The organism is Methylobacterium sp. WL64, from assembly GCF_008039945.1.
Taxonomy (GTDB): domain Bacteria; phylum Pseudomonadota; class Alphaproteobacteria; order Rhizobiales; family Beijerinckiaceae; genus Methylobacterium.
Genome location: NZ_VRVA01000001.1, coordinates 118,520 through 142,564, shown reverse-complemented (window position 1 = coordinate 142,564; position 24,045 = coordinate 118,520). Strand labels below are relative to the sequence as shown.

General features: G+C 66.7%; 24 protein-coding genes, 1 tRNA gene and 1 pseudogene. 12 read left to right on the top strand and 14 right to left on the bottom strand.

Translation table 11 applies throughout. The annotated features are described in order from the left end of the window. Positions 1–163: 163 nt before the first annotated feature. The gene (locus FV242_RS00675; protein ID WP_147906836.1) at positions 164–814 is read left to right on the top strand and encodes a TetR/AcrR family transcriptional regulator; all 651 of its coding nucleotides are present in this window, start codon (positions 164–166) and stop codon (positions 812–814) included. 57 nt (positions 815–871) lie between these two features. Further along, positions 872–1,342, top strand: a complete 471-nt coding sequence (locus FV242_RS00670; RefSeq protein WP_147937571.1) for a DUF2852 domain-containing protein — start codon at positions 872–874, stop codon at positions 1,340–1,342. Positions 1,343–1,397: 55 nt separating this feature from the next. On the opposite strand, the gene FV242_RS00665 is transcribed toward FV242_RS00670, so the two are convergent. Continuing rightward, complete coding sequence (locus FV242_RS00665) at positions 1,398–3,089, bottom strand: methyl-accepting chemotaxis protein (protein WP_147937570.1); 1,692 nt, start codon at positions 3,087–3,089, stop codon at positions 1,398–1,400. Between the two features lie 440 nt (positions 3,090–3,529). On the opposite strand from FV242_RS00665, the gene upp reads away from it, so the two are divergent. The 4 genes from upp to FV242_RS00645 all read left to right on the top strand — a co-directional run bounded on the left by upp (position 3,530) and on the right by FV242_RS00645 (position 7,094). Then, complete coding sequence (gene upp / locus FV242_RS00660; protein ID WP_147937569.1) at positions 3,530–4,165, top strand: uracil phosphoribosyltransferase; 636 nt, start codon at positions 3,530–3,532, stop codon at positions 4,163–4,165. Between the two features lie 157 nt (positions 4,166–4,322). Next, a complete protein-coding gene (locus FV242_RS00655) occupies positions 4,323–5,564 on the top strand; it encodes an ABC transporter substrate-binding protein (RefSeq protein WP_147937568.1) in 1,242 nt (413 codons plus the stop codon). Between the two features lie 111 nt (positions 5,565–5,675). Then, positions 5,676–6,689 (top strand): NAD(P)H-quinone oxidoreductase, encoded by a 1,014-nt coding sequence (locus tag FV242_RS00650; protein WP_147937567.1) that lies wholly within the window; start codon positions 5,676–5,678, stop codon positions 6,687–6,689. 99 nt (positions 6,690–6,788) lie between these two features. Continuing rightward, positions 6,789–7,094 (top strand): hypothetical protein, encoded by a 306-nt coding sequence (locus tag FV242_RS00645; protein ID WP_147906841.1) that lies wholly within the window; start codon positions 6,789–6,791, stop codon positions 7,092–7,094. A gap of 61 nt (positions 7,095–7,155) precedes the next feature. On the opposite strand, the gene FV242_RS00640 is transcribed toward FV242_RS00645, so the two are convergent. From FV242_RS00640 to FV242_RS00585, 12 genes and pseudogenes are all read right to left on the bottom strand, one after another. Further along, positions 7,156–8,037, bottom strand: a complete 882-nt coding sequence (locus tag FV242_RS00640; RefSeq protein WP_147906842.1) for a 3-hydroxybutyryl-CoA dehydrogenase — start codon at positions 8,035–8,037, stop codon at positions 7,156–7,158. 190 nt (positions 8,038–8,227) lie between these two features. Further along, on the bottom strand, positions 8,228–9,181 hold the full coding sequence (locus FV242_RS00635) for an electron transfer flavoprotein subunit alpha/FixB family protein (RefSeq protein WP_147937566.1): 954 nt from the start codon (positions 9,179–9,181) through the stop codon (positions 8,228–8,230). A 65-nt stretch (positions 9,182–9,246) separates the two neighbouring features. Next, positions 9,247–9,996 carry an electron transfer flavoprotein subunit beta/FixA family protein gene (locus FV242_RS00630; RefSeq protein WP_147937565.1) on the bottom strand — a complete coding sequence of 250 codons (750 nt, stop codon included), beginning with the start codon at positions 9,994–9,996 and terminating at the stop codon, positions 9,247–9,249. Positions 9,997–10,192: 196 nt separating this feature from the next. Continuing rightward, entirely contained in the window at positions 10,193–10,765 is a 573-nt protein-coding gene (locus FV242_RS00625) for a cob(I)yrinic acid a,c-diamide adenosyltransferase (RefSeq protein WP_147937564.1), read from the bottom strand. Between the two features lie 93 nt (positions 10,766–10,858). Further along, positions 10,859–11,485, bottom strand: coding sequence for an acyloxyacyl hydrolase (locus tag FV242_RS00620; protein WP_147906846.1), 627 nt, complete (start codon positions 11,483–11,485; stop codon positions 10,859–10,861). A gap of 169 nt (positions 11,486–11,654) precedes the next feature. Further along, positions 11,655–11,840 carry a twin transmembrane helix small protein gene (locus FV242_RS00615; RefSeq protein ID WP_147906847.1) on the bottom strand — a complete coding sequence of 62 codons (186 nt, stop codon included), beginning with the start codon at positions 11,838–11,840 and terminating at the stop codon, positions 11,655–11,657. A 156-nt stretch (positions 11,841–11,996) separates the two neighbouring features. Continuing rightward, positions 11,997–14,666 (bottom strand): TIGR02302 family protein, encoded by a 2,670-nt coding sequence (locus FV242_RS00610; RefSeq protein ID WP_147937563.1) that lies wholly within the window; start codon positions 14,664–14,666, stop codon positions 11,997–11,999. 134 nt (positions 14,667–14,800) lie between these two features. Further along, a complete protein-coding gene (locus FV242_RS00605; protein WP_147937562.1) occupies positions 14,801–15,577 on the bottom strand; it encodes a methyltransferase domain-containing protein in 777 nt (258 codons plus the stop codon). A gap of 165 nt (positions 15,578–15,742) precedes the next feature. After that, on the bottom strand, positions 15,743–16,951 hold the full coding sequence (locus tag FV242_RS00600; protein ID WP_147906865.1) for a polyhydroxyalkanoate depolymerase: 1,209 nt from the start codon (positions 16,949–16,951) through the stop codon (positions 15,743–15,745). A 229-nt stretch (positions 16,952–17,180) separates the two neighbouring features. Further along, positions 17,181–18,182: pseudogene (locus FV242_RS00595) on the bottom strand (phosphomannomutase/phosphoglucomutase); the annotation flags it as partial. Positions 18,183–18,282: 100 nt separating this feature from the next. Continuing rightward, positions 18,283–18,528 carry a hypothetical protein gene (locus tag FV242_RS00590; protein WP_147906850.1) on the bottom strand — a complete coding sequence of 82 codons (246 nt, stop codon included), beginning with the start codon at positions 18,526–18,528 and terminating at the stop codon, positions 18,283–18,285. A gap of 162 nt (positions 18,529–18,690) precedes the next feature. Continuing rightward, positions 18,691–18,900: a hypothetical protein gene (locus tag FV242_RS00585; protein ID WP_147937561.1), complete on the bottom strand. Its 210-nt coding sequence runs from the start codon at positions 18,898–18,900 to the stop codon at positions 18,691–18,693. A gap of 544 nt (positions 18,901–19,444) precedes the next feature. Between FV242_RS00585 and FV242_RS00580 the strand changes: the two genes are divergently transcribed. From FV242_RS00580 to FV242_RS00555, 6 genes are all read left to right on the top strand, one after another. Then, positions 19,445–20,098, top strand: coding sequence for a Maf-like protein (locus FV242_RS00580; protein WP_147906852.1), 654 nt, complete (start codon positions 19,445–19,447; stop codon positions 20,096–20,098). Between the two features lie 11 nt (positions 20,099–20,109). Next, positions 20,110–20,283 (top strand): DNA gyrase inhibitor YacG, encoded by a 174-nt coding sequence (locus FV242_RS00575; RefSeq protein ID WP_147906866.1) that lies wholly within the window; start codon positions 20,110–20,112, stop codon positions 20,281–20,283. Positions 20,284–20,401: 118 nt separating this feature from the next. Next, positions 20,402–20,477 (top strand) — tRNA-Phe (locus FV242_RS00570). Positions 20,478–20,957: 480 nt separating this feature from the next. Beyond that, the gene (locus tag FV242_RS00565; RefSeq protein ID WP_147937560.1) at positions 20,958–22,007 is read left to right on the top strand and encodes a ketopantoate reductase family protein; all 1,050 of its coding nucleotides are present in this window, start codon (positions 20,958–20,960) and stop codon (positions 22,005–22,007) included. A 106-nt stretch (positions 22,008–22,113) separates the two neighbouring features. Then, positions 22,114–22,323: a hypothetical protein gene (locus tag FV242_RS00560; RefSeq protein WP_147937559.1), complete on the top strand. Its 210-nt coding sequence runs from the start codon at positions 22,114–22,116 to the stop codon at positions 22,321–22,323. A gap of 295 nt (positions 22,324–22,618) precedes the next feature. Beyond that, entirely contained in the window at positions 22,619–23,164 is a 546-nt protein-coding gene (locus tag FV242_RS00555; protein ID WP_306440283.1) for a PAS domain-containing protein, read from the top strand. A 14-nt stretch (positions 23,165–23,178) separates the two neighbouring features. Here the strand turns inward: FV242_RS00555 and FV242_RS00550 are convergent, their stop codons facing one another. Then, complete coding sequence (locus tag FV242_RS00550) at positions 23,179–23,931, bottom strand: Crp/Fnr family transcriptional regulator (protein ID WP_147937557.1); 753 nt, start codon at positions 23,929–23,931, stop codon at positions 23,179–23,181. Positions 23,932–24,045 lie beyond the last annotated feature (114 nt).

The window sequence follows — 24,045 nt, the reverse complement described above, 5'->3', positions numbered from 1 at the left end:
CGGTGCTATGCCCGTCGTTTAGAGGGTGCGACGCGATTCGACCGATGCCGATCCGATCGTGTTGCGCCTTTTAGGACGGGTCAAGCAGTCGACCCCCGTTCGTGACCGAAACAAACGTCGTGCTCGACCGTAATGCCTGCGCGCGCGCAGAGGACATGAAAACTTGCGACCCTGGCGAGACGGACCGGGTGACCGGCGAAGCTATCACCACGGGAACCTCAAGGAGGCCCTGATCGAGGCCGCGCGCCGGTTCATCGCCGAGCGCGGGATCGGCGGATTCGCGTTGGTCGATGCCGCTCGCCTGGTCGGGGTGACGCCGGCCGCCCTCTATCGGCACTTCCGCGGCCGCGATGCGCTGCTCGAAGAGCTGGCCGGGCGCGGCTTCGCGGAACTCGCGGCCCGCCTGGCACGGGCGCTGACCTCCCGGGGTACGCCCCTCGAGCGCTTCACCCGGATGGGCGAAGCCTACCTCGCCTTCGCCGAAGAGGAGCCGGCTTATTACGCGGCGATCTTCGAGACCCGCGGCACCGTCGCCGAGCCGTCCGACACGGAGGCGGGTGCGCCTGGACGCCCGTCCCCGTTCGACCTGCTGGTCGAGGCGCTGCAGGCGACCTTCGCGGATGGGTTCGGGGGCGTCGCGCCCCGGTTCATCGCCCTCGAGGTCTGGGCGCTGGCACACGGCATCGCGACCCTGTCGGCTGCCGGGCATCTGCCGCGGGGGCCGGGCTTTCCGGACAAGTACGAGCTTCTGCGCGCCGGCGTGCTGGCGCTGGTCCATGGTGTTGCGCAGCCGGGTGAACGCGCCCGGTCTTGAAAGCGTGCCCCGGCACCCGCATGTTAACTCCGTTCACATGAGCAGCGGAGCCAAGCCGTGACCACGCAATCCTCTTCCCCCTGGGCGACCGGCAAGCTCTGCCGCTCCGGCCCATTCCCCCGCCGGTCTCTCGAAATCGGCGCGATCGTCGTCGGGTTCATCTATTGGTGGCCGGTCGGCCTCGCCCTCGTTGCCTGGAAGATCGCCGGCTACCCGGCCTTCTCGGAACTGCGCGACGCCGCACGCCGGGGTGTCGCCGGCTTTGAGGGCAGCGGGCGCTCGGCCTCGCGCTTCGCCCGGGCCTTCGAGGCCGCCAACCGCGGCGGCACCGGCAATGCGGCGTTCGACGCTTACCGCCGGGCCGAGCTCGATCGGCTCGAAGCGCAGCGGAAGGCTCTGGAAGACGAGAGCCGCGCCTTCACCGACTTCGTCGAGGAGCTGAAGCGGGCCAAGGATCGCGAGCAGTTCGACGCCTTCATGGCCAAGCGCCGCGGCGAGGGCGGCCAGGACCGCTCCTACACCGCCTGAAGACATGGCAGAGGCGGGACCCGGCGGGATAGCCGGGCCCCGTTCATATGGATTCTTAGGCCGCCCGCACCGTATTGAGGAAGCGGGACACTTCCACCGTGAGGCGCTCGGATTGCCGCGACAGCTCTGAGGCCGCGCCAAGCACCTGCGCCGCCGACTGTCCGGTCGCCTCTGCTGCCTCCGCGACGCCCGCGATGTTGCTGGTGACCTCGCCGGTGCCGATCGCGGCCTGCCCGACGTTGCGGACGATCTCCTGCGTCGCCGCGCCCTGTTCCTCGACCGCTGCCGCGATCGAGGTGGCGACGGTGCTGATGTCCTGGATCCGACCGGTGATCGATCCGATCGCGGTCACAGCCTGTCCCGTCGATCCCTGGACGCGGGCGATCTGGCCGGCGATCTCGTCGGTCGCCTTGGCGGTCTGCTCGGCCAGCGCCTTCACCTCGCTCGCCACCACAGCGAAGCCCCGTCCCGCATCTCCGGCGCGGGCCGCCTCGATGGTGGCGTTGAGCGCCAGCAGGTTGGTCTGGCCGGCGATCGACGAGATCAGTCCGACCACGTCGCCGATCCGGGCGACGGCAGCGCTCAGCTCGTGTACCAGCGCGTTCGTCTGCCCGGCCTCGTCCACGGCGCTCTGGGCCAGCTTGGCGGACCCGTCCATCTGCCGGCCGATCTCCTGGACCGACGAGCCAAGCTCCTCGGCGGCCGCCGCCACGGTGTTGACGTTGCTGGCGGCCTCCTCCGCCGCGGACGCCACCGCGCCGGACTGCGCCGAGGTCTGCCCAGCCATGGCCGACAGCGCGCTCGCAGTGGTCTGCAGTTCCGTCGCAGAGGACGAGACCCGGCCGATGATGCCACCGACCGCCTTCTCGAAGCTGTCGGCTATCTCGCGCATGCCGGCCTTGCGCTGCTCCTCGGCGGCGGCGCGCGCCTGCTCAGCCTCGACCTCGAGCGCGCGAGTGCGGATCATGTTGTCCTTAAACACCTCCACGGCCGCCGCCATGGCGCCGATCTCGTCGTGCCGGTCCCGGGCTGGCACCGTCACGCCGGTATCGCCGCCCGCAAGCCGCGACATGATTTTGGTCATCCGCTGGATGGGGCGCGAAATCCGGAACAGGGAAAAAGCCGCCGCCACGAGCGCCGCGATCACCGACAGGATGACGTTGCCCCAGGCCGCCGCGGACGCTGTCTTGGCCCGATCCACCGCCTCGTCGACCTCCTGGGCTGCGTTCCGCTCGTTCAGGGCGACCAGGCGCGAGAGCGCGGCGCGCGTCTCGTCGTAGAGCCTCACCGTGTCGACCCCGCCGAGTTGCTCGAGCGCCTCGGCCTGCTTGCCGGAGGCGATCAGCCGTCGCATCGCGCCGTCGACCTGCTCGTAGCGGCTCCACAGGGCGACGAATGCATCGTAAAGCCCCCGCTCCTCGGGGGTGGAGATCAGGCGCTCGTAGGTATTGCGCCGCTCGGCAAGCCGCGTGAGCGTCGTCGCGAGCTGCGCCTCGCCGATCCTGAGGCTGTCGGGATCCTTGGAGAGGGTGATCAGGCGGAACTGCTTGATCCGCACCTCCGAGGCCGCGACCTCGACTGCGTTGATCCGCGATACCGACGGAAGCCAGTTGCTCGCGACCTCCGTCATCGCATGCCGAATGTCGGCAAGCTCGATGATCGATAGACTTCCCTGACCTGCCGCGAGCAGGGCGAACAATCCAAATATGGCTGCGAGCGTGGTCTTGAGCGAAACGGTGAGGCGCATGGCTTTGAACCGATACCCGGATGATAGCGCCAGCTAGCAGATGGGGTGTGTCTTTGAAAAGTCGGCGGGTAATGTTTGGCGTCAATTTCTGTTTCAGACGATCAAGAATTTAATTGACGCAGAATTGGGCGTCTTCGCTATCTAATCTGTTTATTTAGATTTCAAATCTGACGACATATGCTTTGAATACGTATGTTTGATAGATTCAAAATAGCATCACGTCAAAATGAGTTTGGGTCTTTATTAGAATGAGTTCGGTTTTTTAAGGGTCAGGCGCGCAGACGCGTCGTCACCCGACCGCTGCGCCACGCCAACGTCATTCCGAGTTCCAGTCAACGCGCGGCCTCGATCGGGTCTGAATAGGTGTATTCGCCGCGTGTCACGTTGCGCCCGGGCGTCCGCTCCTGCATTCCTGCCCCTCTGGGGTGGAGGGATGTGCGATGCCGGCGAGTCGGGTCACGGTGGTCGATCACCCCCTGGTGCAGCACAAGCTCACCTATCTGCGGGACAAGAACCGCTCGACAAAGGGGTTTCGCCAGCTGCTGAACGAGATCGGCATGCTGCTCGCCTACGAGGTGACGCGGGACCTGCCGCTGGAACCCGTCACGATCGAGACGCCGATCCAGCCGATGGAGGGCCGCCAGATCCAGGGCAAGAAATTGGTTTTCGCGCCCATCCTGCGGGCGGGTGTCGGTTTCCTCGACGGGATGCTGTCGCTGGTGCCCTCGGCCCGGGTCGCCCATGTCGGGCTGTACCGCGATCCCGAGTCGCTCGAGGCGGTCGAGTATTACTTCAAGGCCCCGTCCGATCTCGCCGACCGAACCGTGCTGGTGCTCGACCCGATGCTCGCCACCGCGAATTCCGCCATCGCGGCGCTCGACCGGTTGAAGGCCCGGGGCGCTTCGGACCTGCGCTTCGTCTGCTTGTTGGCCGCCCCGGAGGGTCTGGCGAAGTTCCAGGCCGCGCATCCCGACGTCCCGATCTGGACGGCGGCGATCGACAGCCATCTGAACGACCATGGCTACATCGTGCCGGGCCTGGGCGATGCGGGGGACCGGATGTACGGCACCCGCTGACCGAACAGCCCCCCGGCTGGGCCAATTCTATCGATCAGTCTGCCGGTGTTTCGCACATTGGTCGGATGCACATTGTATTCATCACGCCGAATGCTACAAAAATCGTCCGATCCCCGATGCGGCGCCAAAAGCCGCACGGCCCGGAGGAGGAATCAGCATGGCGATGGATCGCAGCGTGACGAGCCGGGCGGTGACCCTGCTGGCGGCAGCCGGGTTGTTGGCCGCGGGTGAGGCCCGGGCGGCGGACCCGATCAAGATCGGGGTGATCGCGGAGGCGCAATCGGTGGTCGGGGCCTCGATCCCCCAGGCCGTCCAGCTCGCCGCCGACGAGATCAACGCGAAGGGCGGCATCGACGGGCGCCAGATCCAGGTGGTCTCCTACGACGACAAGAGTTCGGCCTCCGACGCCGTCCGGGCGTTCCAGCGGGCGGTCTCCGAGGACAAGGCCCACGTCGTTATCGCCAGCTACATCTCCGAAGTCGTGCTGGCGTTGATGCCCTGGGCGGCCCGGCTCAAGACCCCGATGATCACCCCGGGCGCCGCCTCCAACGAGATCAGCCTGGCGGTCCACAAGGATTACGCCCGCAACAAGTACACCTTCCACGGTTATCTCACCTCGGCGGCTCTCGCCCAGTCGATCTGCGATTCGACTAAGGACATGCTCCTCGACCTGATGAAGGTGAAGACCGCCGCGATCATGAGCGAGGACGCGGCCTGGACCCGTCCGCTCGACGCGGGCTACGAGAAATGCCTGCCCGAGATCGGCGTGAAGGTGGTCGATCACATCCGGTTCTCGCCGGATACCGGCGATTTCACGCCGATCTACAACAAGATCGAGGCCGGCAAGCCGGACCTGATCGTCACCGGCATCTCGCATGTCGGCGTGCAGCCGACCGTGCAGTGGCGCAACCAGCAGGTGCCGTTGGCCATGACCGGCATGAATTCGCAGGCGACCTCCTCGACCTTCTGGGCCAACACCAACGGGGCGACCCAGGGCGTGATCTTCCAGAGCATCGCGGTGCCGGGCGCCGCGATCACCGACAAGTCGCTGGCCTTTAGCGAGGCCTTCAAGAAGCGCTTCGGCAGCGATCCGTCCTATGCCGGCTACATGGCCTACGATCAGGTCTATTACACCGCCGACGCGGTGAAGCGGGCCGGCTCCACCGAGGCCGACAAGCTGGTCGAGGCCCTGGAGAAGACCGACTGGGTCGGCACGGTGGGCCGGACGCAGTTCTACGGCAAGGACGACCCCTTTACGCACTCGATCAAGTACGGGCCGGGCTTCGTCACCGGGCTGATGGCGCAGTGGCAGGACGGCAAGCAGGTCGCGATCTGGCCGACGAGCCTCGCGCAGGGCAAGATCGTTCTGCCCCCGGCCGTGAAGGCGGCGGCGCGATAGTCTGCCGGCTCCACAAGGGGCGGCTTGCCAAGCGCGCCCGTTGCCGCAAGTACAGCCCGACCGCGTCTCCCGGGGCGCGGCCGGGAATACGTACGCGTTGAGGATGCTTCGATGGCTAGCACCGCCCTGCCCGAGACCATGCGCCGGATCCATTTCACGGGACCGGGCGGGCCGGAGGTGCTCGCCGTGGAGACTGCGCCGCTGCCGAGCCCCGGGCCGGGCCAAGTCCTGATCGAGGTGGTGGCGGCCGGCGTGAATCGCCCGGACGTCATGCAGCGGGCCGGCCTGTATCCGCCGCCGCCCGGCGCCACCGCGATTCCGGGCCTCGAAGTCGCCGGCCGTGTCGTGGCTTTGGGTGAGGGGGTCGACGGTCTCGCCATCGGCGACGAGGTCTGCGCCCTCGTGATCAGCGGCGGCTACGCGGAGTTCGCGGTCGCCGAGGCCGCCCATTGCCTGCCCCGCCCCAAGGCTCTCTCGCTCGTCGACGCGGCCGGGCTGCCGGAGACCTTCTTCACGGTCTATTCGAACGTGGTCCAACGCGGCCGACTCGCCAAGGGCGAGAGCTTCCTGGTGCATGGCGGATCGAGCGGCATCGGCGCCACGGCGATCCAGATGGCCAAGCATCTCGGCGCCCGGGTGTTTGCCACCGCGGGCTCGGCCGAGAAATGCCGCTTCTGCGAGGATCTCGGAGCCGATGCCGCCATCGACTACAAGCAGGCCGACTTCGCCGAGGAGATCAAGCGCCTTACCGATGGGCGCGGCGTCGACGTCATCCTCGACATGATCGGCGCGAGCTACCTCGCTCGCAACATCAAGTCACTGGCCCCTGACGGCCGCCTGGTGATGATCGCCCTCATGGGCGGCTACAAGGTGGACGGCCTGAACATCACCCCGATCATGCGCAACCGGCTGACCTTCACGGGCTCGACCCTGCGGCCGCGCCCGAAGGCCGACAAGGCAGCGATCGCCGACGGCCTGCGCAAGGATGTCTGGCCAGAGCTCGAGGCGGGGCGGATCCGTTCGGTCACGCACGCCTCCTTCCCGCTGGAACAGGCCCAGAAGGCCCACGCGCTGATGGAATCGAGCGCGCATCTCGGCAAGATCCTGCTCACCACCGGTCGCTAACCGGCGCGCCCGACAGGAACCCGCCACGACGGCGCCGCGTTGGCGGCCGGTAACGAAATCGTGTCGCGCGCGTCGCGTCCGGGTGGGGAGGGTGTGAAAATGGTGGAGAAACTGAACCAGCAGGAAAGCCGGCAGGGCCAGCGCGGCAAGCCCGTCCTGTGGGTCCTGGTCGGCAGCCTCGTTCTTCTGGCGATCGCGACGGTCGGCCTGCTGACCTGGAACGGCGCCAACTCCCCGAAGGATTATGCCAGCCAGAGCCAGGATGCGTCCCGGCGTGAGGTGACCGGCTCGGTCAACGGTCAGTCCGGCAGCGCCACCCCGTCGAACAGCACCGCGGTCCCGGGCGGCAACCCATCCTACCCGCAGCCGGCCCAGCCGAACGCAAACGGCGGCACGGCGAAGTAAGGTTTGTGATTCGGGGCGGCGCCGGGCGCCGTCCCGTGTGACGTTCGCTGCGACCCGACGTTCAGCGCGTCGGGATCGGGGTCGGCCCACGATAGTCGTAGAAACCGCGCTTGGCCTTGCGACCCAGCCAACCGGCCTCGACATACTTCACCAGAAGCGGGCAGGGCCGATACTTGGAGTCGGCCAGACCTTCATAGAGCACCTGCATCACGGACAGGCAGGTATCCAGCCCGATGAAGTCGGCCAGCTGCAGCGGCCCCATCGGGTGGTTCGCGCCGAGCTTCATGGCGGTGTCGATCGACTCGACCGACCCAACGCCTTCGTAGAGCGTGTAGATCGCCTCGTTGATCATCGGCAGCAGGATGCGGTTGACGATGAAGGCCGGAAAATCCTCCGACATCGTCGAGATCTTGCCGAGCTTGGCGATGAACGCCTTGGCCGACTCGTAGGTGGAATCCTCCGTGGCGATGCCGCGGATCAGCTCGACGAGCTGCATCACCGGCACCGGGTTCATGAAGTGGATGCCGATGAACCGCTCCGGGCGGTCGGTCGCCGCAGCCAGCCGGGTGATCGAGATCGACGACGTGTTGGTCGCCACGATCGCATCCGGGCGCAGGGACGCGCAGAGGGTCGAGAAGATCTCTCGCTTGGTCGCCTCGTTCTCCGTGGCGGCCTCGATCACGAGGTCGGCAGGGCCGAGGTCGGCGAAGCCGGGCGCCGGCTTGATGCGCGACCGGATCTCCCGGCTTTCAAACTCTTCGATCGTGCCCTTGGACACGAGCCGCGACAGACCCGCGTCGATCGACGACAGGCCGTTCTCGAGACGGTTCGGGTCACGGTCGTTCAGCAGGACATCGAGACCGGCGGTAGCGCAGACCTGCGCGATGCCGCTGCCCATCTGGCCCGCGCCGATGATGCCGACCCGCTTGATCTCCATGTCCATCTGTCGACCTGTGCCCCCATACGGACGTTGCTGCGCGCCTGCCCGAGGGGGTGGACCGCGCCAACGCCGCGGCCCGTGCGAATACGGGCCGTCCCTGACTTCTAGACCATTCTCGTTCGCAGAAGGAACCCGTCGACAGGCGCGTTGCGACAATGCTCGCCCGGTGAACCTCGCCGGGCGAGCGCGACCGTTACTGCCCCTTTGCCTTGCCGATCTCCGCCTGGAAGTCCGGTACAACCTGGAATAGGTCGCCGACCAATCCGTAATCCGCCACTTGGAAGATCGGCGCATCCTCGTCCTTGTTGATCGCGACGATGACCTTCGAATCCTTCATGCCGGCAAGGTGCTGGATCGCCCCTGAGATGCCGACAGCGACGTAGAGATCCGGCGCCACGACCTTGCCGGTCTGGCCGACCTGCCAGTCGTTCGGCGCGTAGCCGGCATCGACCGCCGCGCGCGAGGCGCCGACAGCGGCGCCCAGGGCATCCGCCAGGGGCTCGATCAACGCGTGGAATTTCTCGGACGATCCGAGCGAGCGGCCGCCCGACACGATGATCCGGGCCGAGGCCAGTTCCGGCCGGTCGGACTTGGCGATCTCCTCGCCCTTGAAGGTGGAGCCACCGGACTCGGGCGCCGCCGCGGAAACGGCTTCGACGGTGGCGGCCGCGCCGCCCTGTTCCGCCGCCATGAACGCCGCGGTGCGCACCGTGATCACAGTCTTGCCGGCGGGGATCTGGACGGTCTGGATAGCGTTGCCCGCGTAGATCGGGCGCTCGAACGTGCCGGGCGAGATCACCTTGATGATGTCCGAGACCTGCGCGACATCGAGCAGGGCGGCCACCCGCGGCAGCACGTTCTTGCCCGTCGTCGAAGCCGACGCGATGATGATGTCGTAGGGTCCCGCAATCGATGCGATCAGCGCGCCGAGCGGCTCGGCGAGGTCGTGGTCGTAGATGCCGTCCTCGGCGTTCAGCACCTTCTCGACGCCGTCGAGCTTGGCTGCCGCCTCCGCGACCGCCTTCGAGCCTGCGCCCAGCACGAGGGCGTGGACCGGCGCACCGATATCTTTGGCGGCCGTCAGCGCCTTCAGGGTGCCGTCCTTGATCTGGCCGTTGCCGTGCTCGACGAAGAGGAGTGTCGTCATGGTCGTCTGGTGCCCTTGGAGGTGATGGCGCGCCGCTCGACCGGGACGGGAGCGGCGCGAGCGAGTCAGATCACGCCGGCTTCGACCTTGAGCTTCTGGACGAGCTCGGCGGCCGAGCCGACCTTGACGCCGGCGGAGCGCCCCGGCGGCTCGGCGGTCTTGAGCACCTTGAGCCGCGGGGTCACATCGACGCCGAGCGCTTCGGGGCTCAGCTCCTCGAGCGGCTTCTTCTTGGCCTTCATGATGTTCGGCAGCGACGCATAGCGCGGCTCGTTGAGGCGCAGATCGGTGGTGACGATCGCCGGGAGCTTGAGCGTCACGGTCTGCAGGCCGCCATCGACCTCGCGGGTCACGTCGAGGCTGCCCTCAGAAGCCTCGATCTTGTACGCGAAGGTGCCCTGCGGCCAGCCGAGCAGCGCGCCGAGCATCTGGCCGGTCTGGTTCGAATCGTCGTCGATCGCCTGCTTGCCCAGGATCACGAGCTGCGGCGTCTCCTTCTCGACCACGGCCTTCAGGAGCTTGGCCACCGCCAGCGGCTCGCAGTTCACGTCGGTCTTGACCAGGATGGCCCGGTCGGCGCCCATCGCGAGTGCGGTGCGCAGGGTCTCTTGCGCCTGCTGCGGGCCGATCGACACAGCCACGATCTCGGTGACGGTGCCCTTCTCCTTCAAGCGGATCGCCTCTTCGACGGCGATCTCGTCGAAGGGGTTCATCGACATCTTGACGTTGGCGAGTTCGACCCCGGAGCCATCGGCTTTCACGCGGATCTTGACGTTGTAGTCCACCACCCTCTTGACGGGCACCAGCACCTTCATGGCGGTCTCGATCCTTCCCCATGGATTCTTGTTGCCGGACCCGCCAGGCCTTCAAGCGTTCGACGCACGGGGACGGCGGGTCCGCAAAGCGGGCGGACCGTAACGGCCACATTTCGGCCTTGTCAACGCGAGGCGGTAAAAGCTCCTGCCTGGCTGGACTGGTCTTCGCGGCCGCGACGACCCGTTCCGATTCGCCTCAGCGATTGGCGCCCGGCACCCAGAGCACGTCGTCGACCCCATCCGCGTTCGCGGTACGGCTCGCCACGAACAGGAAGTCCGAAAGGCGATTGAGATACTGAACCGCCTCGGGCGAGACGATCTCGCCGTCGCGGTCGGCGAGGCTCACTGCCAGTCGCTCGGCACGCCGGCACACGGTGCGGGCGAGATGAAGCGCCGCCGAGGCCGGCGACCCGCCAGGGAGCACGAAGGATTTCAGCGGTGCGATCGACGCGTTGAGGGCGTCGATGTCGCGCTCCAGCCGCTCGACCTGGCTGGCGACGATTCGCAGTGGCTCGTAGGGCAGGGGCTCCGGGCTGGGCGGGGTCGCAAGGTCGGCGCCCAGATCGAACAGGTCGTTCTGGATCGCCCCGAGCATCCCGTCGAGGGCGCCCTGCGTGTGCAGACGGACCATCCCGATGCAGGCATTGGTCTCGTCGACCGTGCCGTAGGTCTCGACCCTCAGGTCTGCTTTGGATCGGCGCTGCCCATCGGCCAGGGCGGTGGTGCCCTTGTCGCCGGTGCGTGTGTAGATCCGGTTGAGCTTGACCAAGGAACCTGCGCCTCACAACGGCTGGCGAACCCGGCGAGTTCGCGACTCGTAGGGCCTAGAGCCCTTCAGGCGGTCGCGCAATTGGTGCCGTTATCAGAACGTGTAGCCGATTTTGCCGCCGAAATTGGTCAGGCCGCGGTTGTTCGCGCACAGGCCGGCGTTCGACATGTGCTCGACCGTCGCCATGACGCTCCAATGCTCGGTCAGGCGATAGCCCAGAGCCGCCGCCTCGCGGAACATCGGCGAGCAGCCGAGCGTGTTGAAGCCGTAGGGCGTCTGCGCCTTCGGCCCGGTATAGCCGTTATGGGCGACGCCGCCGAAGAAGCCGTCGAGGAAGACGCGTCGACCCAGGGTCTCAGGGAAGATGTCGACGGTCCAGGTCGCACCGAGATACGCGTAGCTGGTCCGGCCGCCCGTGTTGTAGCTGCCGCCCACCGTCGGACGCGGCACGAAGGCCTGCCAGAACGGGTCGGCGCTGACCTGCGGCTTGGCGAACAGGATCTCGCCGTTGACGTTGGCCTTGCTGAACCCTGGAAGCTTGCCCTCGGCGCTGCCCGGATCCTGCACGGCGCCGCCGATGCGCACCTCCGAGACGATGCTCAGCGGCTGGGCCGGGGCCGCATAGGCCGCAGGCAAGGGCGGCGCGTCAGCCGCGGAGGCTGGCAGGATGGCCGCACCGATGATGAGGCTGACGACGCAGGTGCGGAGGGCGGCAATCATGGGGCTCGGCCGGTTGGGCAAGGCGGTCTGTCTCTACCGAGCGTAGCACGGCGCCTTGGGACGCCGGCGGCCAATTCATCCCGGACCCCCGCGAAAGGTGCGCGGTGCGGCGACATGGACACAGTGAGACGGCGGCCCGGACGGCGGCTGCCGGATCCGGAGACGGCGTTCAGGCCGAGCGCCACCAGACGACACCCATGATGACCAGGATCGCCACGAACTGCAGCAGAACGCGCAAGCGCATCAGCTTCTGAGAGACATTGGCGCTGCCGCCCCGCATCATGTTGGCAAGGCCGAACAGCAGGACCACGGCAACCGCCGCGCAGGCGACGAAGACGAGCAGATTGGACGACATGACGGGAGGAATCCGAACCCGACGGGCGCCGGGATCCGGCGCGCCGCCGCTTGACGAGAGGCATTCGGCTCGCTCGGCCGACAAGAAGCCGGTCCGGCGAGCCGATCACGAGACTGCAGCGAAGGCTGGCTAACCGCGGGACGCCGGACTTCGCTGTCAATTACGCCGGAGCAGGCGCTCGAAATAGTCGAGCTCCTCCCTCGGCCTAGTGGGATCGCCGAGCTTGCGCCGCAGCTCTTCCATGATGCGGCGCGCCCGCTGGACAGCCGATTCGTCGGCGGTCGGCACGCGAACCCGGCCGTCGCTCATGTCGCGACCTTTGGTCGGCCGGCCGAGCGGGTCGTCGTCGCGAGCGCCGGCCTGGCCCTGCTGACCAGGCTGCTGGCCGCCTTCCTGCTGACCTTCGCCCTGGCCCTCGGCCATTTCCTGCATCTGCTGCGCCATGCCTTCCGCGCCCTTCTTCAGGCCTTCGAGCGCGCGACCCTGAGCATCCACGGCTTCATTGGCATCGCCCTGCTTGAGAGCGTTCTCGGCCTCACGCATGGCGTCCTCCGCATCAGAGAGGCCCTGCTCGCCGCGCATGCCGTTCTCCTTCATGCGCTGCTCGAGATCCTCCAGGCGCTGCCGCAACGCCTGCTGCCGATCGCCGACATTGCCCTGATCGCCCTGGCCCTGCTTCTGACCCTGTTTTCCCTGTCCCTGCTGTCCCTGCTGGCCCTGCTGGCCCTGCTGGCCCTGCTGGCCCTGCTGACCCTGCTGCCCTGGGCTCTGCTTACCCTGGCCCTGTTGCGGCTGCCCGCGGTTGCCCTGCTGCTGTTGCTGCCCGCGGTTCGACGGCCGCTGCTGGCCGTTGCCCGGCTCCCGGCCATCCTTGAAGGTCTCGTCGCGCAGGCCCTGCTGCTCGCGTGCCATCGCGTCGAGGTCGCGCATCTGCTTCTGCATCTCGCGGCTGGCCTGATCGGATTGACCGCCCTTTTCCGCGGTCTGTAGGTTCTCGAGGATGTTGCGCAGCTGCTCCATCAGGCGTTGCGCCTCGGCGGTGTCGCCGCGCTTCATCGCCTCGGCCATGTCCTGGATCATCTTGTCGAGATCCTCGGGCGTGACCGTCTTCGATTGCTGGTTGTTCTGGCCCTTCTCGCCCGGATCGCGCGGCTGGCGGCTCTGCTTCTGCGCCATCTGCAAGAGGAACTTGTCGAGGGCCTGCTTGAGGTCCTGCGTGAGGCGCTTGATCTCGTCGTCGGGGGCGTTGCGCTCGATCGCCTCCTTCAGCCGGTCCTGGGCCTGGCGCAGCTGCTTCTCGGCATCCGACAGGTCGCCGTCCTCGATCTTCAACGCCATCTCCCACAGGAGATCGGCGACCTCGATCAGATCCGCATCGGACTTCGCCCGGCGCAGGCGCTCTGTCGCAGTCCGGAGGCCGAGGAAGACCGGCGGCTGCGGCGTGAACATGTCGGGGGCGACCAGGAGCGCGTCGAGGGCGCCCTGCACCCATAGACGGTCCGCATCCGGCGCGGTGACGAGGCGGCGGCGGTCCTCAGCAAGCGCCCGCGCCAAAGGATCGCGGAACTGCCGCGCCGGGAGCGTGATCTCGGCGGATGCCGTACGCCCCTCCTGGCCAGCCTCGTCCTTGACGACGATCTGATAGCGCACCCGGGCGCCGGACCATGGGCTATCTGTGAGATCGACCAGGGTCTTGGTGTCAGTCTCCCCGGAAGCATCGGCCGGCAACGCCAGGTTGATCCGTGGGACCGGGGCCAGCGAGCGGCCCGCCCTCAGCGGTTCGATCACGCCTTCCGCTGAGCTGATCCCGTAATCGTCCTTGGCGCGGTAGGTGAGGTTGAAGGTGCCGCGGCCGTTCACCTCCGGGCCGCCGACGGCCGTCACCTCGGGCGGCCGGTCCGGGATCGCGTCCACGGTCAGCTTCTGGCGACCGGCGGGCGTCACAATGACAAGTTCAGCCCCACCGACGATGCGGTAGCGCTCCTCGCGCAGGTCCGGCCGTTCCTCCTGACCGGGGATTGGCGTGAGCCCGGCATTCGGCGTCAGCGTGGTGTTCGCCGCGGCCTTTCCCTGACCGGCGATGCGCACGATCAATTGCGCGTTGACCGGTGCCCGCAGGTGTTGGTCGCTGCCGTCCATCGCGATCAGGAGCGGCGGCAGCCGGGTGTAGAGCGGCGGATCGATCCAGCCGTCGACCCGGAAATTCGGCCCTGGAGCCACCGGCTCGTGCCAGTCGAACGCGGCTGCGACGCGCGCCCGCCATTCGGGTCCGGCCACGAACAGGCTGGCCACCGCGGCCACCACGATTCCAGCCCGCAGGGCATAGGGATCGCGTCGCGTCATGCCGGGGCGCGGCAACCCGACCCGCAGGGCCGCGACCGCTTGTGCGGCCCTGCGCTGATGCAGTGCCCAAAGGGTCCGGCTGCCAGGATCCGCGGCGCCGACTGCCAGCGTATCCTGCGCGGCCGAGGCCGGTCCATGACGCAGGGCCGGATCGCGCGTGGCCGCCTCCCGGTCGAGCCGGGCCAGGGCCACCCGGCGATCGGGCCGCGCGAGTTGCGCCAGCGGCAGCAGCGCGACGATCAGCAGGAGAGCCAGAATGGCGAGCCCGATCTGCCGCCAGAGCGGGTCGAGATCGAGCCAAAGACCGGCCCAGGACAGGGCGAGGAACAGCAATCCGACGCCGAGTCCGCGCCATAGCACCGGCCAGGCTTGCTCCCAGAGGGATGCCGCCCGGGCCTGGGCGACGAGCCGGTCGAGCCGCGCGGCGGCCGCTTGTCCCGTCCCGGTGCCGGTCGTGCTGTCGAAGCCGTCCCTGTCGTTCACGCCGACCGTTCCGCCTCAATCGCGAGGATATATCGGAGGTGCCCGAGAGGATCTGGGTTCCGACACCAAGAGGCTAGCATGGTGGGCCGGGTCAGTCGGCGGGTCAAATCGGCGCGATGGTCTCAGAGCGTGGGCTACGTGGTCGCCTTGGTCGCCACCAGCATGTTGCCGCATGCCAGCTCTGAGAAGGCGTCCGGCGGAAGCGCATTCAGGAATTTCCACCACACGGGATCCTGCTGATCCATCGAGACCATGTCACTGACCGTCAGGCGCGAGAAATCGTGGCGGAGCTGCGGATCGATGAGGTGATGGGCGAAACGCCCGAGGATCCACTGGATCGTGTAGGCCGCCGTCTGGTGGGCGCCAGTATAGGCCATGTCCGTCTTGAACCCGTTGTCCTCGAACAGGCTGATCAATCCTTCGCGGGTCGCATTAAAATAATGAGACGGATAGCCGTGGACTGGCTGCAGAAACGGCCAATCGATGAAAACTTGACCGCCCGGCTTGAGCATCCGCGCGATCTCTTCGATCACGAGCCACGGCTTGCGCGTGTGCTCAAGAACCGCGAAACATCCGACTCCCGATAAAGTCCCCGATCGTATCGGATAAAGACAGTTCGGCTCGACGATCAAATCGGCAGAACGGGATGGATAGACCTCCAGGTAGAGGCAATTTTCGAAGGTGCGTTCGCGGTAGCCGCAGCCCAGATCGAGAAATAGCTCGTCGGGGCAAGCCCGAACCAAGTTCACGAACATTTCAACTTCGTGATTGGCGCTCTCACTCTCGTAATCACGTAAATCGAAATGTCGATCTGTCGTAAAAATCGGAAATGTCCTGTTCGGCTCCTGATCAATTGGCGCTTGTAGAGCGGACCTGAACCGCTCGTATTTTGCTGTGCGCAGGTCGCGCATGACCACACGTCCTTCTCTGAACGAGCCCCGCTGAGGCTCGAAGGACGTGGCTAATGAACAAAGGCTGCTTCAAGCTTGCGCTTAGATCAGCCTATCAGCCAACTTCAACGATTTCCGATTAAATTTGGCCTGCCGGGACGACGCCCGTCCGGCAGCTGCCGATCTTCAATTGTGCGCCTGGATGAAGTTGCGCACCTGCGGGTAGATCTGCGTTTCCCAGCGCTTTCCGGCAAAGACGCCATAATGGCCGACGCCGGCTTGAAGGTGGTGCGTCCGCATGTAGGGGGCGAGCCCGGTACAGAGGTCGTGCGCCGCCATGGTCTGACCCGGGGCGCAGATGTCGTCCCGCTCGCCTTCGACGGTCATCAGCGCGGTGCGCTTGATCGATCCCAAGTCGATCGGTTCGCCCCGGTATGTCAGCTCGTTCTTGGCGAGCGTATAGTCCTGGAACACGGTCTTGACCGTTTCCAGGTAGAACTCGGCCGCGAGGTCGAGGACGGCGAAATACTCGTCGTAGAAGGTCTCGATCGCCTCGGCCTTGGACTCCTCACCGTTGGCCATGTGCCAGAACAGGTCATTGTGGCCCTGCACGTGGCGCTTGGCGTTCATCGACATGAACGCCGAGACCTGCACGAAGCCCGGATAAACCTTCCGGCCGGCGCCCTTGTGACGCGACGGGACCGTGGCGATCAGGTTCTTCTCGAACCATGCGATCGGTTTCGAGGTCGCGAGTTCGTTCACCCCGGTCGGGTTGATCCGGCAATCCACCGGGCCGGCCATCAGCGTCATGCTGCGCGGGGCGGCCGCATCCTTCGCCTGCGCCATCGCGGCGGCGGCGACCAGCGCCTGCACAGTCGGCTGGCAGACCGCCACCACGTGCGATCCCTCGCCCATGACTTGGAGGAACTGGATCAGGTGCGCGACATACTCGTCGAAGCCGAACCGGCCAGCCGAGAGGGGGATGTCCCGGGCGTTGTGCCAGTCGGTGATGTAGACGTCGTGATCGGGCAGCATCACGCGCACGGTGGCGCGCAGCAGCGTCGCGAAGTGGCCCGACAGCGGCGCGACCAGCAGCACCTTGGGCTGCTCGGTGTGGATGTCCTTCTTGAAGTGCAGCAGCGTGCCGAACGGCGTGACCGTGACGGCTTCCTCGCTGACCGGCACGCTCCGGTTGCCGACGGTGACCGAATCGATCCCGTAGGCGGGCCGCGCGAAGGTCAGGCCCATCCGCATCATCATGCGCGCGTTGGCCGACATCCAACGGGCCGGCTCGCTCCATCGGATCCAGGGCGACCAGGCGTCGTTCAGCATCCGTCCCCAGGCCCGCGTCTGGGCGGCGAGGTCGGTCTGCAGGTCGAACGCGTCGTACATCATCGGGCGGGCACTCGCGGGCGCCCGGCCCGACACGCGGGCGATCGGGACGGCAAACTCGGGCGGATGCCGGGATGTGGACTGCATCAGCATGGCCGGAGAGCATCTGCCCGCGGCACGGAGGCTGCAACCGCCCAGAGGGTGCATGCCAACAGGAAAGCGGAGGCCGTGGCTTTGATGTACCAGCTCTAAACTGGACACCCGCCGCACGGCCGTAGCACCGCGCGGTGGATCAAAACAGGTGCCGGCCAGCGCAGATTGTCTGGTTGTAGGCGCCGATTTGGGTATTCTCCCGCAGGATCGCATTCACGGCCTCGAACATGGCGGCAGGCGCTCTTCGGAAGCCTGGCTTTCGATCACCACGACCAGCTCCGGCTTGTTGGACGACGCGCGCACGAGGCCCCAGGTACTGTCCTCGGTGGTGATGCGTACGCCGTTGACGGTGACGAGATCGACGGTCTTCGAACCGCCGATCGGCTCGCGCGTCCCTCATGGCGCGCAACCGCGGTGACGGTCTCCACGACCCGGTACGTCACGTCGTCGGGACGATGGGGTGACATGGTCGGCAAGCCCCAGGACTTCGGCAACGCCCGGTAGAAGAATCCGGCAGTCGCCGGTAGAGGTCGGCCATCGACGTCCCGGGGTTGCGGTCGAGCATCTCCAGCACCGCGATGGCGGTGATCAGGCCGTCGTCGCAGGTGCGCCTGATCGGCTCGTTGAAGACGAAGTGGCCGGACTTCTCGATGCCCGCCAGCGCTCCGAGCTCGTTCACCTTCCGTCTGATGGACCTGGGGCCGGCCTTTTGGTGATCGGTCTCGATCGCCGGAGCCTGCAGCTCTGGGCGATGTGGAAGAGCCCGGCCGATTTCAAGACGACCACGAAGGTCGAGCCGGGATCGTGCTTGCCGAGGTCGCGCGCCAGCATCACGCCGATCGTGTCGGCAGAGAGCTCCTCGCCCTCGTTATCCACGACCCCGCAGCGGGCGGCGTCGAAGCCGAGGTCGACATCGACGCCGTGCTCCTGTCACCGCGTGCGCGATGGCGTGGAGCATCACCATGCCATCGGAGTTCTGATTGTAGCGCGGGAACGAGCCGTCCGGGTCCACGTCCAGCGGCACGACCTCGATGCCCGGCGCCCCCAGCAGGCGCGGTGCGAAAGCACCCGCGGTGCCGTTGCCGCAGGTGGCCACAACCTCGCGCTTGCAGGTCAGCGGCTTCGCCCGCGACTTGAGGTCCTGTCCGCTTCAGGTCAGCAAAACTTCGTGTGACTTGGCTCGACCACCGATCTGCGGCGGAGCTTACCAAACATCTCGTCTCGCTGAAGGTCAGTCCGTCCTACGAGGCGCGGCGGACGACCCGGAAGGGCTCGGCTTCGGTGCGGCGATGCTCGCAGGCGATCTTGAGGTAGCGGTCGCCGCCACCGGGCAAGCCGGCCTGAGCCGCCATGGTCTGGGCATGCATCAGGCATTCCATCGGGGAGTGTGCCGGCGCGATGATGATGTCGAGGGCGGTGTCGCGGGAGCAATCCTGCGCCAGCAGGGTGCCGGCACAGACCAGGGCGACGGACAACAGTTCGGACATGACGGACCTCAACGTCGTGGATCGAAGGGTCCGCGGGGTGCTCTGGCGTCCGAGCCGCCGCGTTGTCGTTGCCTGGGTGTTTCCTTGCCTAGACCAGCTATCCCAAAGCACGCGGCGTGCCAGGCGCGCCCGTTTGTCGTGAAAATTTGGATTTAATCGGGCTCAGTCCCGAGCCGAAAGCCACTGGGTCTCGGGTTCGGCCGCCGGGAGCAGGGCTGCGACGTCGTCCAGATCCACCACGTAATGGTCCGTCAGCACCCGCCACATCTCGGCCGAGGACCTGACCCGTGGCCTCAGCCCATCCAGAGTGTGGGCGAGCAGCGTCGCATTCACGAGCTTCGGACGTGCCAGAAGCGGATCAGCGTTCAGCATCGGTTCGACCCCGTTTCGGTGCCCGCACACTCCGCCGGGTTTAGTTAACGCGTGGTTACGTCTTCGCCTGAAACCTTCACTTTGTCTTGAGCTGTTCGAATTATGTCTTGGCCGGCGGGTGATATCCGCATCGGACCAGACCATGCACATGCCCCGGCGCGGTGAGTCCTGATTTCGGCACTGGGCAACGCGTTGGAGAGCATTATCCCGAATGCCGGCGGCCGGTATTCGCATGGCGTCGATGCGGATCGAGATCCCCGCGCGCCGGGACGCCTTCGATCACCGGCGCACGACGAAGGCCGTCTCGTCACCGGTTCCGATCGGTCCGGTTCACAAGCCCGACCCCATCCCTTATCAGGCGTGAGAGATCGAGACGGTCCCGGCGGAATGGGGACGCGCCACCCTTTCGCGCGATCATCCGCGCTGCGGCGCGGCCTCGACCCACCCGTACCGCTCTCGGACCATGCCCTTGTCGTGATGCGCCTGCCACCGACCGGTCTCCCCGGCGGCGGGCGCTCCAGGCCGAATGTACGAGCGGAACACCATGGACGCCACACCTGAAGTGATCGGCGCGCCGCAGGGGCCGGCCACCCGGTTCGTGCTCGCCTCCGGATCGCCGCGCCGCCTCGCGCTGCTGCAGCAGATCGGCATCGAGCCGGATTCGCTCCTGCCCGCCGACATCGACGAGACGCCGCGCAAGGCCGAGCCGCCGCGCGAACTGGCCCGACGCCTCGCCCGCACCAAGCTCGCCGCCGCGGAAGCCGCCCTGCACCATCAGGACCAGAAGGTCCCGACCTGGTTGCTCGCGGCCGACACGGTCGTCGCGGTCGGGCGACGCGTCCTGCCGAAGGCGGAAAGTCCGGACGAGGCTGCCGATTGCCTGCGCCTGCTGTCCGGGCGTCCGCACCGGGTCTTTACGGCGATCTGCCTGCTGTCGCCGAACGGCCGGCGGGAGCGGATCGTCGAGACCCGCGTGCGCTTCAAGCGCCTCTCCGGCCGCGACATCCAGGGCTATCTCGCCTCGGGCGAGTGGCGCGGCAAAGCGGGCGGCTACGCGATCCAGGGCTTGGCCGGCGCCTTCGTGGTGAAGCTCGTCGGCTCCTATAGCGCCGTGGTCGGCCTGCCGCTCTACGAGACGATGAGCTTGCTCGACGGCGAGGGCTATCCGGTCCGCGCCGCCTGGGGGAGCCTGGCATGAGCGCGTGGCCGATGAACCCGGAGCGCTGCCCGATCTGCCGGCGCCCCTCCACCGAGCCGTTCCGGCCGTTCTGCTCGCAGCGCTGCGCCGATGTCGATCTCGGCCGCTGGCTGAACGAGCGCTACACGATCCCGGTGGAACTCGATCCCGATGCTCCACCGCCGGAGCCGGAAGACGAGGGCTGACGACGCGGGCTGAAATTTTCCGACGCCCACGTCACGTCGATGTCACGGCAAGGCTGGACAGGCCTCGAACTCCTCACTATACCCCGCGGCGTCCGAGACCCACAGCGGCACGGACGACGCCCAGGTAGCTCAGTTGGTAGAGCATGCGACTGAAAATCGCAGTGTCGGTGGTTCGATCCCGCCCCTGGGCACCATCCTTCCGCTAAGCGGTCGATGGTGCTGACGTAATCATTCTCTCATACTATAAGTCTTCGTGACCCTGAACGCCGTCTGCGTAGGGCGCGACGTCTTTGAGTGACTGGCCAGCTCGCGGGTTGCCGGGACGAGTGTCGGCGTTCGATTTCACATCGTTGGCGTATTTGGCCGCGAAGTGCGTTCGCCGCTCGCGCGCGTGTTCGAGCCCGTACGCAACGTCGGATCGCCCGCCTCCGCATTCCCGCCGATCGAGCGCAACGCGATTCGATCCTCCGGGGAAGCCGCAAGCGCGCTCGCCCACCGAAAAAGTTTCGTGCATCGCACGGAAAATTATTTGGTATACCAGTGGAGTGGCATCTCCAGACAAGCTTCGCTACGCTGCTCCCCACACGGCTCGAGCCGATCCGTAGACCACCTCAACCCGTACGCCAGCGGGCCGGTCGCGCGATAAGACGAAGCCGAACGTTGGGAGTGGAAGCATGCCGCGCAACATCCTGATCCTGGGCGCCTCATACGGCTCCCTGCTGGGCACCAAGCTCCTGATGGCCGGTCACAACGTGACCCTGGTGTGCCGCCGCAAGACCGCGGACCTGATCAACCAGGAGGGGACGGAAGTCCGCATCAAGCTGCGCGACGAGCCGAACCACCGCGCAATCCTGTCGCGCGACCTGCCCGGCACCCTCGACGCCGCGCCGCCGGAAGACATCGATCCGTCGCGCTACGACCTCGTTGGCCTCGCCATGCAGGAGCCACAGTACAACAACCACACGATCCGGGTGCTGATGATCAAGATCGCGGCGGCCAAGCTGCCGTGCCTGTCAATCATGAACATGCCGCCGCTGCCGTATCTCAAGCGGATCCCGGCCCTAGCCGCCATGGACCTCGACAACGCCTTCACGAATGCCGGCGTTTGGGATCGCTTCGAGCCGGGGCTCGTGTCCCTCTGCTCGCCCGATCCCCAGGCGTTCCGTCCGCCGGACGAGGGTGCGAACGTGCTCCATGTCGGCCTGCCCACCAACTTCAAGGCAGCGACCTTCGCCGACGAGGCCCACAACCGGCTGCTGCGCGAGCTGGAGGCGGATATCGATGCCGTCCGCCTCGACGGCCACGATGTGCCGGTGAAGCTCAAAGTGTTCGATTCGCTGTTCGTTCCGCTGGCGAAGTGGTCGATGCTGCTCACCGGCAACTACCGCTGCATCACCCCGAAGGAGCCGCAATCGATCCGCGACGCCGTGCACGGTGACCTGGCCAAATCCCGCGCCATCTACGAGCATGTCGACGCCATTGCGCGCAAGCTCGGCGCGGACCCGCAGGACCAGGTCCCGTTCGAGAAATACGCTAAGGCCGCGGAGAGCCTGCTCAAGCCGTCCTCCGCGGCGCGGGCGGTGGCGAACGGCACGCCGTTCATCGAGCGCGTCGACCTGCTGGTGAAGCTGATCTCACACCAGCTGGACATGCCCGATGCAGAGATCGACCGCACGGTCCAGATCGTCGACCGGAAGCTCGACGAGCGGGTGATCGAGGGCTGACCGGGCGCGGCGTCGGCAACACCGCTGGATGGTTTGCCGGATACGGTTGTAGCCGACCGCGCTCCCGGGTAGATCCGCCCGCTCTGGCGCGCGGCGAGGGGCATGAATGGGTGATGACGTGGCCGCTCTCCTTCTGGCGCTGGCCACCGAGAACGCCGAGTTGCGGGCGCAGCTCGCCGCCGCCCAGGACATGTTGATGGAGACGGCGATCGACGCGGGCCATCTGCATGCCCGGATCGAGACGGTCCAGGACGAGCGTGATGCCTGGCGGGCCGAGTCCGAACGGCTGGCGCGGCGGAACACCGGAACCGGGTGACGGCGGCAGTATCGCGGGCGCGGAGCATTCCGGCGGCGGCCGGCCGGACCAGCGATCCGTCGTCTCCGATGCGAAAATCAAACCTTGCATCGGGGATTAATTCGCTCTGTGTTCCAGCGGTGACAAACACGCAAAAGTTGAGGTTTTGCGAATTCTGGCTCATTGAAGTTGCGGCCCGTTCCACTAAACCAGGTTAAATTCCGGTTCGGAACCAGATACTGCGATGCCCAAATTCAAGCCGCTCGAATGCCAGACTTGTTCGACACCTTTCCGGGGGACGCTCGACGCGCTGGACGTGACCGGCAGCTGGTCCTGGGATGGCGCCTCAAATCGCGTCCGTGCAGACATGTTCGTGGCGCTACTGTTCAATGTCGATCCGGAGGCGGCTGAGGCGGGGCTTCCGGCAGCGGCGTTTTCGGCGGGTATCCATCCGGAAGATCGGGATAGGGTGCTGGCCCTTCTCCGTCGGCGCGTCCGTGACGGTGAGCTCTACGTCATCGAATACCGGGTCCGTTCGGCGGACGGCGTCACCCGGTGGGTGCTCGGCCGTGGCAGATTCCTAGCCGATCACCGGGGAAGGCCTATCAGCGGCCACGGGATCATCGTCGACATCACCGATGTGCGGAGCGGGGAGCGTGCTGCCGGGGCACTCAGCGCGCTCGATCACCATGAGGCGGAGACGCCACTGGAACGCGCGGCGGACTTCGCCATGGCGGCGCATCGCGCGATCTGCGAGCTGCAGGATCCGGCCCTGCGGGCGCGGGCCGACGCGCTCCTGCTCGATCTCGGCCGCAGGCTGGCCGATCAGGAGCAGCAGGCTCGCCGCGCGCAGCTGAACTGAGGCGTGCGGAGGCGTCAGGCCGGCTCCGGATCGGTGATGTGCAGGTAGGTCGGGTCGAACTCCGCAGCGGCCCGCAAACCGTCCCAATCGTGAAGCGTAAGGCGCCGGCTGCGCAACGTGATTAATCCGGCGGCCTTCAGGTCGCGGATGGTGCGGTTAACATGGACCGGCGTGATCCCCAGGGCGTCCGCCAATTCCGGCTGCGTCATCGGCAGGTCGCAGGTGAGATCGGGGGCGAGGCCGACGACGCCCAGACGGGTGATCAATTCGCAGAACAGGTGGGCCATGCGCGCGAACGCCTCCCGGCGTCCGGTATTGAGCATCCACTCACGGACGAGGGCGGCGTCGATCAGTGTCGCCCGCCACAGCGCGTCGCCGAGGCGCGGGAACGCTCGCAGCAGCGCGCGAACCGCCTCGTGCTGGACGAAGCCGACCTTGCTCGGGCCGACGGCGGCGATGCTGATGTCGAGGACCTTCAGGTGCAAGCTCTGCATGTCGGGGATGTCACCCGCGACATGATAGGCCATCACCTGACGCTTGCCGCCCTGCGTGGATTTGTAGGTGCAGGCGATACCCTCGAGCAGGGCGAAGCAGCGCCCCGGCTCGTCACCCTCCCGCACGATATCCTGATAGGCCTCGAACTGCGCAATCTGCATGGGCACGCCGTTCAGCGCGGCCCGCTCGTCATCCGTCAAGGTGAAGAGGGCGATGCTCTCGATACGACGGATGAAGGGATGGCGATTGGTCTGGTCGAGAGCTCCCGTCATCATACCCCCACCGGCTGGCGAGCGTATCCAGTCTCGCAGCCCTCAGCGCTCGCGTTCGAGGGCTGATCCGGGGACGGCATAGCAGCAGCCTATGGCCTCGACCATAGACGGGTG

Bases quoted from the DNA above. Each gene is read 5' to 3' on its own strand.
- FV242_RS00605 (WP_147937562.1), bottom strand. From the start codon at position 15,577: ATGCGCGACCTGCGCACAGCAAAATACGAGCGGTTCAGGTCCGCTCTA.
- FV242_RS00665 (WP_147937570.1), bottom strand. From the start codon at position 3,089: ATGCGCCTCACCGTTTCGCTCAAGACCACGCTCGCAGCCATATTTGGA.
- upp (WP_147937569.1), top strand. From the start codon at position 3,530: ATGCCGGCGAGTCGGGTCACGGTGGTCGATCACCCCCTGGTGCAGCAC.
- FV242_RS00565 (WP_147937560.1), top strand. From the start codon at position 20,958: ATGCCGCGCAACATCCTGATCCTGGGCGCCTCATACGGCTCCCTGCTG.
- FV242_RS00590 (WP_147906850.1), bottom strand. From the start codon at position 18,528: ATGTCCGAACTGTTGTCCGTCGCCCTGGTCTGTGCCGGCACCCTGCTG.
- FV242_RS00630 (WP_147937565.1), bottom strand. From the start codon at position 9,996: ATGAAGGTGCTGGTGCCCGTCAAGAGGGTGGTGGACTACAACGTCAAG.
- FV242_RS00575 (WP_147906866.1), top strand. From the start codon at position 20,110: ATGAACCCGGAGCGCTGCCCGATCTGCCGGCGCCCCTCCACCGAGCCG.
- FV242_RS00560 (WP_147937559.1), top strand. From the start codon at position 22,114: ATGGGTGATGACGTGGCCGCTCTCCTTCTGGCGCTGGCCACCGAGAAC.
- FV242_RS00580 (WP_147906852.1), top strand. From the start codon at position 19,445: ATGGACGCCACACCTGAAGTGATCGGCGCGCCGCAGGGGCCGGCCACC.
- FV242_RS00645 (WP_147906841.1), top strand. From the start codon at position 6,789: ATGGTGGAGAAACTGAACCAGCAGGAAAGCCGGCAGGGCCAGCGCGGC.
- FV242_RS00615 (WP_147906847.1), bottom strand. From the start codon at position 11,840: ATGTCGTCCAATCTGCTCGTCTTCGTCGCCTGCGCGGCGGTTGCCGTG.
- FV242_RS00600 (WP_147906865.1), bottom strand. From the start codon at position 16,951: ATGATGTACGACGCGTTCGACCTGCAGACCGACCTCGCCGCCCAGACG.
- FV242_RS00550 (WP_147937557.1), bottom strand. From the start codon at position 23,931: ATGACGGGAGCTCTCGACCAGACCAATCGCCATCCCTTCATCCGTCGT.
- FV242_RS00635 (WP_147937566.1), bottom strand. From the start codon at position 9,181: ATGACGACACTCCTCTTCGTCGAGCACGGCAACGGCCAGATCAAGGAC.
- FV242_RS00655 (WP_147937568.1), top strand. From the start codon at position 4,323: ATGGCGATGGATCGCAGCGTGACGAGCCGGGCGGTGACCCTGCTGGCG.
- FV242_RS00640 (WP_147906842.1), bottom strand. From the start codon at position 8,037: ATGGACATGGAGATCAAGCGGGTCGGCATCATCGGCGCGGGCCAGATG.
- FV242_RS00585 (WP_147937561.1), bottom strand. From the start codon at position 18,900: ATGCTGAACGCTGATCCGCTTCTGGCACGTCCGAAGCTCGTGAATGCG.
- FV242_RS00620 (WP_147906846.1), bottom strand. From the start codon at position 11,485: ATGATTGCCGCCCTCCGCACCTGCGTCGTCAGCCTCATCATCGGTGCG.
- FV242_RS00650 (WP_147937567.1), top strand. From the start codon at position 5,676: ATGGCTAGCACCGCCCTGCCCGAGACCATGCGCCGGATCCATTTCACG.